The organism is Deinococcus fonticola (assembly GCF_004634215.1).
Classification (GTDB): domain Bacteria; phylum Deinococcota; class Deinococci; order Deinococcales; family Deinococcaceae; genus Deinococcus; species Deinococcus fonticola.
The window spans coordinates 1-12,061 of record NZ_SMMH01000054.1; the positions used below are offsets into that span (position 1 = coordinate 1).

At 57.1% G+C, this 12,061-nt stretch carries 8 protein-coding genes; 1 reads left to right on the forward strand and 7 read right to left on the reverse strand.

Annotation, left to right across the window (positions count from 1 at the left end; translation table 11 throughout):
* Positions 1-115: 115 nt before the first annotated feature.
* The 3 genes from E5Z01_RS18045 to kamA are packed head-to-tail and all read right to left on the reverse strand — an operon-like array spanning position 116 to position 2,829.
* Positions 116-622, reverse strand: coding sequence for a hypothetical protein (locus tag E5Z01_RS18045; RefSeq protein ID WP_135230639.1), 507 nt, complete (start codon positions 620-622; stop codon positions 116-118).
* Positions 619-1,368: a DUF4274 domain-containing protein gene (locus E5Z01_RS18050; protein ID WP_135230640.1), complete on the reverse strand. Its 750-nt coding sequence runs from the start codon at positions 1,366-1,368 to the stop codon at positions 619-621. The genes E5Z01_RS18045 and E5Z01_RS18050 overlap by 4 nt, the downstream gene beginning before the upstream one ends.
* A gap of 18 nt (positions 1,369-1,386) precedes the next feature.
* Positions 1,387-2,829, reverse strand: coding sequence for a lysine 2,3-aminomutase (kamA, locus tag E5Z01_RS18055; protein WP_240738559.1), 1,443 nt, complete (start codon positions 2,827-2,829; stop codon positions 1,387-1,389).
* Positions 2,830-2,976: 147 nt separating this feature from the next.
* On the opposite strand from kamA, the gene E5Z01_RS18060 reads away from it, so the two are divergent.
* The gene (locus E5Z01_RS18060) at positions 2,977-3,438 is read left to right on the forward strand and encodes an Lrp/AsnC family transcriptional regulator (RefSeq protein ID WP_135230642.1); all 462 of its coding nucleotides are present in this window, start codon (positions 2,977-2,979) and stop codon (positions 3,436-3,438) included.
* Positions 3,439-3,458: 20 nt separating this feature from the next.
* Here the strand turns inward: E5Z01_RS18060 and E5Z01_RS18065 are convergent, their stop codons facing one another.
* The 4 genes from E5Z01_RS18065 to E5Z01_RS18080 all read right to left on the reverse strand — a co-directional run bounded on the left by E5Z01_RS18065 (position 3,459) and on the right by E5Z01_RS18080 (position 10,600).
* A complete protein-coding gene (locus E5Z01_RS18065) occupies positions 3,459-3,737 on the reverse strand; it encodes a hypothetical protein (protein ID WP_135230643.1) in 279 nt (92 codons plus the stop codon).
* Between the two features lie 221 nt (positions 3,738-3,958).
* The gene (locus tag E5Z01_RS18070; protein WP_135230644.1) at positions 3,959-6,757 is read right to left on the reverse strand and encodes a DEAD/DEAH box helicase; all 2,799 of its coding nucleotides are present in this window, start codon (positions 6,755-6,757) and stop codon (positions 3,959-3,961) included.
* A complete protein-coding gene (locus E5Z01_RS18075; RefSeq protein WP_135230645.1) occupies positions 6,751-9,885 on the reverse strand; it encodes a hypothetical protein in 3,135 nt (1,044 codons plus the stop codon). The genes E5Z01_RS18070 and E5Z01_RS18075 overlap by 7 nt, the downstream gene beginning before the upstream one ends.
* A gap of 367 nt (positions 9,886-10,252) precedes the next feature.
* Entirely contained in the window at positions 10,253-10,600 is a 348-nt protein-coding gene (locus tag E5Z01_RS18080) for a hypothetical protein (RefSeq protein ID WP_135230646.1), read from the reverse strand.
* Positions 10,601-12,061: the final 1,461 nt, after the last annotated feature.

Consider the following 12,061-nt stretch of genomic DNA (forward strand, 5'->3'; position numbering starts at 1 on the left):
GGGCGCTGAGGAAGGGCCGGACATTCTGGTAGAGTCGGGGCACGTCCCCGAAGACTATTTTTGTCGTCATAAACAGAAATTGTCCCCTATCGGGGACGTTTTCTCATACTTTGTGTCAGGCCGTCAGAGCGGAAACCTCACTTGGAAATCCTCCATCTCCTCTTTTATAGACAGATAGAAAGTCAATTTCTCTCCCGCGTATCTTCTGTTTAAAGAATTCAGGAATGATTGACAGCTCAGGCTTCTTGAAACGATCTTGAAAGAAAACCAGAGGGTCAAAACCAATTGATGATGATTTATAGAAACCGTTTTGGAGATTTCTAGAGAGCCTTTGAAACCATTCGTGCTCAAATTCCTGGAAGTCGGGAATATTGCTATCGTTCTCTATCCAATAAGCAGGCTGCATTCTCCAGTAGAGGGCCAGGGCCTGAGCTTGGGTCGTCTCTTCGCTCTGAATGTAATCACTTGGCGTGCCCTCATGGACGTCCAGATCGGCGCTGAGCAAGTAGGCGAGATCTATCGCTTCTGCCTCTTCTGCTCGTGCAGTTTTGTAGGCCGCAAAGAGTTGACTTTCGCACACTTCATAATAAATCTGGCCGAATTGAATGTAGAAGCTGGTCATGTCCCAGACCCTTCAAAATCGCGTTGCGACATCACCGGCAGGAGAGACAGGTGCTGCCAGATGCCTTCCGGGAGGACGCGCCATTCTGGAAAGAGTGGCCTGGGATTCGGCCCGAGCCAGAGCTGAGAGGGAACCTCAATACTCAGGTCAGAGAAAAGGCCCTCTGCGTGTGCCTTGAGTGCGAGATCACGAAACGCCTTCGAGGTCACTTCAAACGATTCAGCGGAGTCGGCGACTTCATCCAGTCTCCACAGAATCTGAGTGACGTTCCAGACTTCGAGTGGTAAGCCGTCGTTCCCTATGGGAAGCGCGTCAAAGTCAACCGCTCGGCCTTCCGTCGGTTCAAGGAAGAGAGCAGGAATGTCTTCTGGGACCTCAAAAACTTCAAACTGCTTGGTGAAGTAGCCGACAGGGTCAAAGGCAATGGTGGAAGGCGCATACCTGTTTTCCAGGTAGTTTCGATGCAACTCCCAGAAGCGGGCAAGGCCGTCCGTGTCTTCGAGTCCCTCTCCTGCTTCCCGCCAGGAATCCGGCTGCAGCATCCAGTAGAGGGCGAGCGCGACTGAGCGTGGCGTGTCAGCACTGTCGACGTAATGCTCGACCTGTCTCTCGTTGAAGTCGTAATTGGAATGGAGAACGAAGGCAAGATCGTACACCTCGCGTTCCTTCCAGCGCCTGGACAGGAACAGGTCGAGCAGCTCCCACTGGAGCCACTCGCCCTGGTGGGGTGAATAGAGATAGGTCATGACCTTGCCTGTCCTGATTCAGTCGCCGCTGATGGGTTGCGCTTCCTGCACCATCCCATCCGGCGCGGTGTCACTCACGCCGCTGGTCATATGGCCCCTGTTCTGACTTCCGACGCCGTGCGCGGCCCATTTGCCCTCGCGGCTGTTCAGGCGGTGCTGGATGGCACCCTCACGGTGGTGCGTTTCGCTGAAGCCGGCGGGTTCGATGCTGATGCGCTCGCCCTGCATCAGGCCGTAGATGCCGCTCTGGCCGGGTTCGCGGCGTTCCCATTCGGCGGGGACGGCCATGTCGGGGCCGGTGTAGTCGGTGGGTTCGGTGTACGCGGCGATGTAGCCCTCGAAGTTGCGCAGGATGAGCTTCTCGGGGCTGTGCGACAGCACGTAGTTGGGCGCGACCGGGATCTTGCCGCCGCCGCCGGGGGCGTCCACGACGTAGGTGGGCACGCTGTAGCCGCTGGTGTGGCCGCGCAGGCTCTCCATGATCTCCAGGCCCTTGCTAACGGTGGTGCGCAGGTGGCCGGCGCCGTGCACGAGGTCGCACTGGTAGATGTAGTAGGGGCGCACGCGGATCTTCACGAGTTCCCGCACGAGTTTCTGCATGATGACCGGGTGGTCGTTCACACCGCGCAGCAGCACGCTCTGGTTCCCGAGGGGCACGCCGGCGCGGGTGAGGCGGTCGCAGGCGTCGGCGACTTCCGGGGTGATTTCCTTGGGGTGGTTCACGTGGATGTTCATCCACACGGGGTGGTGCTCGGCGAGGGTGTCGCACAGTTCCTGCGTGACGCGCATGGGCATGAACACGGGGACGCGGGTGCCGATGCGGATGATCTCGATGTGGGGGATCTTGCGCAATTCGGCGAGCAGGCCGCCGAGCACCTTGGGCGCCAGAGTGAGGGGGTCGCCGCCGGAGAGCAGCACGTCGCGCACCTGGGGGGTGTTGCGCAGGTAATCGAGCTGGAGTTTGTACTCGTCGGGTTTAAAGGTCTCGGTGGGGTCGCCCACGATGCGGCTGCGGGTGCAGTAGCGGCAGTAACTGGCGCACTGCGTGGTGACGAGCATCAGCACGCGGTCCGGGTAGCGGTGCACCAGGCCGGGCACGGGGCTGTGCTTGTCCTCGGCCAGGCTGTCTTCCATCATGCTGGTGAACGGCTGGAGTTCTTCCTCGGTGGGGATCACCTGGCGGCGCACCGGGCAGGTGGGGTCTTCAGCGTCCATCAGGCTGGCGAAGTACGGGGTGATGTCCAGGCGGAAGATGCCCTCGGCACTGGCGCCTTTGCGTTCACTGTCGGTCAGCCGAATCACTTCTTCGAGTTCGGTGACGCTGTTGATGCGGTTTTTCAGTTGCCACTTCCAGTCGTACCACTGCTCGTCGGGCACGTCCGCCCATTTGGCGGCGCGGTGGTTGCGGGACAGCATGTGTTGACTGCGAACGGTTGCCTGTGGGTGGGTAGGTCGGGTCATGCTCGGCCTCCTTGGAGTTAAATATCCCTTCATTTTTCCTGCCTGGCGCAGTTTTTGGAATGCCCGGTCTGCCTGTCGGGTGGCACTTTGGCGCAGCAGATCCTTCTCGATTGCTACTCCTGACTTTTCAAATGCTAGGCTGAGGGGATGAGACAGTTTGGCGGCTCCCTCGATCCACTCGATCACCGAATTCTGCAGGAGTTGCAGGTGGATTCCCGCCTCAGCATGCGCGAACTCGGCCGCCGTGTCGGCCTTTCCGCCCCCGCCGTCACCGAACGCGTGCGTCGCCTCGAAGACGCCCAGATCATCCTGGGGTACGGCGTGCGCGTCGCCGGAAAACCCCTCGGGCGCACCATCACCGCCTTCATCGGCGTGAAGGACAGCGGACGCAACGACCCCACCCTGGTCAAGTGGGCCACCCGCCACGACGGCGTGCTGGAATGCCACAGCGTCACCGGGGACAACAGTTGCATCCTGAAAGTCGCCGTACCCGACGTGGCCGCGCTGGAAACCATGCTGGGCGAACTGATTCAGATGGGCTTCACCTGCGATACCAGCATCGTCCTGAGCACCCCCCTGGAAGGCAAACTGATGCTGCCGCCAGCCTGACCAGCAGGCAGCCCCCACACTCACATCAGGCGCATGAAGCCGCGCGGGTCAGGATCAATCGCCGCCAGCCACCACAGCACCTCACGCCCGCCGTACTCCACCCGGTACACGTGCAGGGTCGTCTCGCCCGACTGCACCCACCAGTGCTCCCGCAGCGGCGTACTCAGGCCCCCTGTGCCCGGCCCACCCGTACAGAAGGTGCGCAGCACACGCTGCACCGCGAACGGCTGCCCCAACCAGACCACCCGCGCGGGATCACCCCGGCTGTCCACCGTGACATCACACCGCTCGGCCCGCATCCCCTCTAGCGTACCAGAACGAAAAAACCCACCCTGAGGGGTGGGGATTTCCGTGTTGGTGGGCGGTATAGGACTTGAACTATGATGGACTTACTCCAGCATTTTGTGGATGACATTGAATCAGAATCACTGTCCCCTATGAAGATACGAGACATTTGAACGTGCTGGACGTCCTTTGTCAGTATTCAGCGCGGGCCTATCTGTTACGACTTGGATATGAGTCATCGCCCACACGGTGCTATCTCGACATCCCGAACTGTCGCGTAACCGACTCCAGCGATGTTGTAGCCAGCGGGATGCAGTTCGTCAGTGGCACCTTGCCCAAGCAGGCCATGGATTTGATCTTCGATCGCAGGCCAACGGTCGGCCATGATAGCGGGCTGGCCGGCGAGATCAGGTGCGGGCTGAAGAAGCCACTGACTGAAACTCTTCGGGTTTATGGTCGTGCCTGAATCGTCAGGTTGTAAGACGACGTAGGATTCGTTCAGCGAGCGACCGCGATCATCCTGCCAGCGCAGGATGCTGCAAACCGCCGCACTTCCAGGAAGGGAGGTCTGGGCAATCTGACCACCAAAGCCATAATCAACTGCTTTCTGGAAGAGAACCTTGAGTAACTTGGAGTTCGCGTCTAACAGCATAGCTTTGGCCGTTCTGGCCAGAGTGCGATCGAACGCGACACGCTGATTCTGATTCAGGCGCAGTTGCTGTTGCAGGGATTCGCTGAGTTTAATGTCCCAGACTTTGCCACCGTACAGGCGTTGACTGATCGTTACGTCCAGGGCTTTGAACATTCCTTCGACGAAGGCAATGAGATGATCTTCGCCAATCTCCAGTTCACCGCGAAGGGCGTCAGGATCGAAGCCACTGGAGAATCGCAGTAAATCATTCTGCTGTTTAGCCGCTTGACGTGCTCGTTCAAGCGCTTCCTCGATTCGAGCTTGCGTGCGCTGTGGCGTATGGCCAGCTGCTTCGTCAAGAATCTGCTCGACGTCCAGAAAACTGGCCAGTTCCCCGACGATGTCTTCATGCAGGCCCTCACGGTACTCCTCGCCAACGGCCGCCATGTCCGTCGCCACGGCGTCCAAGCGTCCGTACATCTGCGCGAGGATCTCGTCGTCCAGGCTGCCCTGCACGTTCAAGTTGAAGACGACGACCGGTTTCTGTTGACCGTACCGGTACAATCGGCCCACTCTCTGGACGAGGCGCATCGGATTCCACGGAAGGTCGTAGTTGACCATAATGTGGCACTGCTTCTGGAGGTTGAATCCTTCGCCCCCGGCCTCAGTGGAGATCAGGAACTGACCGGTGTCCTCGAATCTTGTAATGGCGGCGAACCGTTCATCCAGGGACTGCCCACCATGAATGACGTCGACTTTACCTGGCGCAACTGCGGCCAGTGCAGCCACCAGGTAATCCTGAGTGGAGCGGTACTCCGTAAAGATCAAGACCCGTTCCTCTGGATTGTTTCTCAGGACGGTACCCACCAGCGAGGCTATAAAGGCCTGGAGTTTGGTGTCGTGTTGCCGCACCTGGCGGGCCTGCGAAATCAGCCCCTGCAGCATTTCGGTCTCCCCGGAAAAGAATTCCGTCTGTCCTCCATTGACGCGTTCTTCGTTCTCAATGAATGGGCTACTTTCATTGGCGTCCGCGTCAATGGTGGCGAGTTCAGCTTCTTCGCGAAGTCGGGTCTGTAACCGCAGCAGGCGGCGTTCCAGCGCCCCCTCAATGGCGGCCAGGCTCGACGCCGCCAGTTTCCGGTAGATGGTCATCACAAAGCCGATGGCGATCGTCCCTCTGCCGCCGAGTCGGCTGGCTTCGTAACCGTGTCGCAAATATCGGCGCAGGGCACGGTCGAACAGCTCCTCTTCTTCATTCTGAGGAGCCGTCACCGAACGGGTCAGTTTACCTTTGAAGATGAAGTTCCCTTGCAAATCGGTGACATCGGCTTTCCGATTCCGAATGACCATGCCAGTCAGGATCTGCGGTTCCATCCTGAGTTTAGCAATTCGCTCGCGCCAGATTTGCCCGGGTCTCAGGAGTTCAAGCAGTGCTTCGAATTTGTCCAGATTGCCCTGGTGCGGTGTCCCGCTCAGCAGCAACACATTGTCCGTCATGCTGCGCAGCATTGAGGCCAGGTGATAACGGTCGGAAGTCTCGTACGTCATTCCGTACAGGCTGCGCGAAAGCCTGTGAGCCTCATCGAAGATCACCATGTCCCACCGGCCCGATTCTCTCAGTAAGTCAATGTGCCGCTCATGCTTGAAACGATCCATGGATCCGATGACCACGTCATACAGCGGCCATTGTGCTGGGTCGCTGATCTCGAAGTCGCGCCCATAGATCACTGCACGGTCAAAGCCGAAGCGGGTGCGCAGTTCGGCCTGCCACTGTTTCGTCAGGCCGGCGGGCACCACCAGGAGGAAGCGTCGCAGACTTTGCTGCCGAAGTGCTGTCAGCAACAGGCCCACTTCGATGGTCTTGCCCAGGCCAACGTCGTCCGCAATAAGCCAATTGAGGTTGCCACTTTGAAGAATGCGCCTGACCAGGTGCAACTGGTGGGGCAGTGGATCGATGTCGACCTGCGCCAGTGCCCCGGTGGTACGGTTCCAGTGTTGCAGGGCCAGAGCCAGTTGCCGCAGACGGAACCTCTCCGCAAATCCGCCTGGCGGTTGGATACCTTGCTCGAACATGGTCTGGGCATTCCAGGCCGGTTCAAGGTTCTCCCACGGTAACCAGTGCCGTTCGGCACTTTCCCAGAACTCGACCAGAACCTGCTCGACTCCACCCATAACCCTTAGTTGCAGAACTCGCCCTTCACCCAGCGACAGGCGCAGGCTGCGGGGACGATCCATCACGACTTGACCAACCTGCAGCCCGCAACGCACGTCCTGCCGGGCTACCCTGACCGATTGGCCGTCAGCCCAAGTGACGTTCAGATTATTGCCGGAGTGGCCGGTCACCACGCCGTACTGTCCAGTTCGCACATGCAGTACATGAGACCCGGCTACCGGTGTCAGCATTGGGCCTCCCGGGTGCAGAGCCAGTAATCGAGATCAATGTTCGTGTCGATCTCCAGGAGAATGAACCCTAAGCGCTGTGAAAATGCCGGATAATCCCGTCTGGAACACCTTCGCTCGGCGTAGTCGAAGAACCGCTCGATCAGGAGTGTCATTTCATCAAAGCAGGGTACTCCGGCACACTGGCGAATCAGTCGCAGGGCTAATGCCCACGGCAAACTGTCGTAACGACTACTGTACGGTGCCTGATAGTGAATCTGATCATGCCAGTAAGACCGCAACTGGAGTACCAGCTCAAACTCGTCGGGTGTCATGCCCAGCGCAATTTCCCGTTCAATACTTTCGCGTAACTGCCCCCACCGCTCGCGGTCAAGCGCGTCGGCCAGAAGCACAAACCCCCTCGCCCAGTTGTACTGTTCGCTGATTCGCACAGCCTCACGTTCTGCACGTTGACGCGAAGTTAAGCGCCGTGGAAGGAATGGTTCCTCATGGGCGGGAACCGGAGCAGCGCGGCCCCGACCAGGAAGAGCTGGACTGGGTAAGCGAACCGGCACTACCGGTGGCCTGGCCGGTTCGGTTTGCTTTGGCTCTCCAAGTGGTGCCGTGGGTAGCGGTACAGGCACGGGTGGACGGAGGGGAATCGGACGAGAGGGCTCGCTTACTGGCCAATCTGATGCTGGCAGTGCGGTCGCTGATAGCTGAGCGCTGCCGGGAATCTGTGGCAGAGCCTGCAGGTTTGGAGGAGGGACGTCACGGGCCTTGACCTGGAGTGGTGAAGGAATCGTAATCGGGGGCATAGCCGTGGCGTGAGCGGGAGACGATTGTGGAATGGGAGGCGGTGGTAGTTTCACCGTGGAACTTTTCTGTGGTTCGTTTGGCTGTGCAGGAACTGTCGACCCAGCACTCGATAGCGACGGTTCCTGGTGCGGAACCTTTACCTTGCCTGATACTGACGAGGTCAACGGCACATCGGCACCGCTGCCTTTCGCTGGCTTATGCCTTGTCGCCGAAGACTCCAGGTTGACTAGTTGTTTCGCTTTCTGGCCCTGACCTGGCAATGCTGGCTTCAGGGGCGACGGGAGTGGGGATCCTTGAACTGAAGCCATATTCGCATTGGGCACTGAAGGTTTAGGTACGGGTACTGAGATCGTGAATGAGCCATGGCGTGGCGCTGAAGTCACAACGGGGCGTGCCGGTGGTGACACCGGTGAGACAGGTTTGGCTTGAGTTTCAAGCGCGCCAACAATTTGACGGAGTGCATTGACGTTCTGCTGTTCCAGAGGCCATTCTGCCCAGAAAGGCGTCATCAAGATTTCTTGTTGATGAATGCGTTCCTGGGCCTGCTCCCACATGTTCCATAAGCGCTGGGCCTTGGCACGGGTCAGCCAGAGTCGGTTGCCTTCACCTGGATCGGCGGGTAAACCGTGAGTTCGCCGTAATTCCGTCCATGCTGTTGACCAACGCAGTTCAAGGCGCTCGTACTCCTCTTGAATTGCGGGATCCGTACGATCTGCCGTCGCCACCTGGCGTGCGCGGTTCCATAATGCGAAGGTCTCTACCAAGTGAGCTGGCAACGGCTGACTGACCAGCGCGGCCAATTGCAGTGCATTCCGTTGTGGCGCTGCCCATTCTTCCAACGCTTCAAGACACATCGCCGCTTCAGCAGCGGCCGAAGCATGTCTTAGAAGCATGGAACGGGCGGCAGCAACCTGGTCGGCTGTCAAGGTAGGAGTCTTGCTCAGTGGAGTGGCGGGAGAAACCGGCGCGGAGTTGCGGCGGACTTGTGCTTTCAAGGCCCCTTCCTGTGCCTGCTTTTCCTGCATACGGCGCTGGCTTTCAATTCTGGCCAACTCTTCAGCCTGGATAAGGGTTGCATGGCGTTGGCCCAGCAGGCCGATCAGGCTGTCCCGCTTGGACTTCCGTCGACGCGACTCAATTTGGCGTGCCCTCGCCTGCTGTTCTTCGAGGAGTGCGGCGCGTCGTTCGGCATCCTTCAGGTTGGAAATTCGGTGATCCAGAAGGACGAGAAACTCGTTATGTTTGGCGTTCTGCTGCTGTTCTTGCCGAACGAGTGCTGCTTCGGCATCGGGAATGAACTTCCGTAAAGACTCGACATCATGGAGAGACTCTGGCAGTTCACTCCAATTGCCCCTCAGGTTCCTGAGTGCGGTGTCCAGACGCTCACTTGCGGTATTGTTCGCCTGCCAGAGCTTCTGAACATTATCCCGTTGGGCGACAAGAGCCAGCCAATCCAGCCAATCAGGAATGCCATGGAGTTTCTGAGCCTCACTCCACGCCCTACTGGCGTCTAGTCGAGCGTCTTCCAATCGCTCTCGTGTGCCCTGGATGAGCACATTGAGTTCTCCCTGCCGTACCCGCAGTCGTTCACGCTCATCTTGCAACGAGACATTCTGTTCTACTTCATCGCGATGGGCGCGCTCCAGTAACCCGCTCACTTCGTTTGGTGTCGGAAGTGGCATTAGGCCCAACGATAGGGCTTTATGTCGAAAGGAGTCATGAGCCCGTCCGTGTGCTTCGCTGGCCTGATTCAAATCCCGTTGCAATGCCGCATTCTGACCGGAAAGAGTCGTCCACAGATTCGCCAGTTTGCGTCCTCGTTGATCTTCCTGTCGCTGACGAAGCTGCTGGAGGTGATCCTCGGCCTCTATGACTTTTACGGCCAGTTGGTGGAGACTTTCAAGGTTGCGGAGTCGGCTTTCGAAGCCCCTTCGTCTGTCTTGATCCACTTGCTGTAGCTGCTCGAGATGGCTGGACACCGTCTGCCGTTCGTGTGCCTGTACCTCCAGATCATGCCCAAAGCTCGTTTCAAGGTCGAGCAATCGCTGCTGCGCCACTATCCCTGCTTCCAGGGCTGGAGGGAAGTCAGTCAGGAGGATCTGGGCAAGTTGCACCCCGTCTCTTCTCGAACCCGCCCACTGGTGCAATGCCAGTTGGCATTCCTGAAAGGCCTGGAACTCAGCATCGTAGATGGCAAGCAGGTGCTTGAGGTTGAGCAAGGTTGTCTTACTCGGCAGCAGGAGAGCCTGGTCAAGTTGATTGGGAACAGCCTCGTCTCGGAGTAAAGTTAGCTCTCCTTGCACTTCGTCATCTAAACGTTCTGCACCAGTCATGGCGTGTCACCACGCCAGCGCTGATGAATAGACAGGGGATGAATTAAGCAAACGGTCACGCATGGTCTCCAGGTTTATGAGTTTCCCTTCAACGTATCAGAAAGGATTACTGGCACGTGCATAATTTGCCTTTGTCTGTCACCTGGCTGTCACACGGCCAAGCATAAACAATTGGAATAACAGAAAAACCTCGTCTAAGACGAGGTTCTTGTTGGTGGGCGGTATAGGACTTGAACCTACGACCCTTCGCGTGTGAAGCGACCCAGACGACAAAAAAATGTTTTGCGTTAGATAAATACCCTTCTAGACGGCATTTCTGCTTTCACGCTGCCTAGTGAGGTTAGGATATGACCGGACGCTTACTGTGTCAATCGAGATTTAATCGTTCTCTGATTTCGCGTTTTGCATCCTGTATGCCCTGGTGATAGGCGCAGCTTAGAAGCCACGCTACTTCCAACGCTTCCCGTTGTTTGGTTTCTCCACCTAAAACAAAAAGTGTTTGTGGATCGAAGTCTTCGTCTACTACCTGCACTAAAAAGTGACTGTAGCACTTCCCCTCGTAGCTGGTTTCTTCACTGACCGTGAAAGGGTGCATGTGCTGTCCAGCTTCGTAAGTTGCAAAGTCTAGGTCGTTGGAAAGCCACGCCCTTTGTAAATCTCCAAACTTCAACCTGATAACACGCTTCATCATCTCGTCGGCACTTCGTTTCTCCATGAGACATTATGTCGCCGCACCCTACACAGCCGGGACTGCTTCCCCTGGCGTCCTGGCTTGCTGAACGCTTAGAGACTGGGCGCACAAAGCATTCGCCTCAGCCTAGAAGCCTGGTTGCCCAACGAGGACAACGGGGGAGGGGTAGACGCCTGACCTTGCCCGTAGGAAGCCTGTGAAGGCCAGTCCAATGAAGATCGAAGGTAAAGACACCCGGCGCAGATGCCGGGTGCTTTCATTTGGTGCGTATCGGGCGTCCTGTTGTTTACAACGGCGCGTTGGTTTGGAAGGGTACGCCTGATACCCCCACCCCCCGGAATCGCCGGGACACGTATTAAAGAAAAGCCCCACCGGGTTTGTCTCGGTGGGGACTTTCGGGACACACTTGTCTTTCTCTGAAGCGTGGGTGCTTCGTGCTGCTGCCCTCTTTCTATCAGGGTTTTCTTTGGCAAGTCGTTGAACATTTTTGCAAGCAGGGCAACCCTTAGTGGACAAAGTTGTCCTATTGAATTATTTGAATCTGTCGGCTATTATTCACATAATCCTTTATTGTGATTTGTTTACGGTAAGTCAATCGGTATGATTCGCGCCGATGGAATTTTCTCCCATTGCGCGAGGGTAATTAGTTTTCCGGTTGCGTTGCTGTGAGACTTACTATTCTCGAAATGCTTCAGCGTGCGCAAATGCTTCCGAATGTAAGCCCTCAGCTTTTCAGATTTAACAACGGCAGCGTATCCCCAACGAGGGAAGTGAACAACGTACCAGTCAGCTTTTGTTGAACCTAGACCGGACAGTACGCGCTATCCCTGCCTAGTTTCCCATAGTTCGATGGGAATGTTGTTGGTCTTGTCGGGATACCAGTCGGTCTTGACCTCATACGTCCACGTCATCCCGTTGTGGATGGTCTACACGTCATAGTCGGGGAAGTCGCCCATGCGTGGCGCCTCCGTGACCGTGTGACCCTGTTCAACGAGGAATGCCGTCCAGCGATATTCGCCCATCTTGCCCAGCAGGTTTGACTGTCCACCGTCTTTGTAGTTCCTGCATTGAAGGAACAACAAGAATTTTTCGTATGCAAGGGCGAACTATCCTGCCTGAAGGTAGTTCAGTATCCGTGTTTCTAAGGTCGCCTTGCCTTCAATGGACGATTCGGATTTATTCGGGTCACGTTCCCAGCGTTCAGCACGTTCCTAGATTTTTAGTGCTGGCTTTCTGCCGGGTAGGAGGGGGAAACGGGTCTAAGCGTGGTATTTTGGTTGCATTTCAGTCATGGGTTTTCCTTTCGTCCGGCACGCCAATGCCGGATTTTTCATTTGCAGAGGTCGTAAACGATACGTTGGACTGCACCCAAGAAGGCGGACAGGGGGTCAAGTCACATCTGGGCTTGATGATACTGGGCCGCAAACTCTGCCGGGGGCACGTACCCCAGACTGGAGTGTAATCGCCTCTCGTTGTACAGGGTTA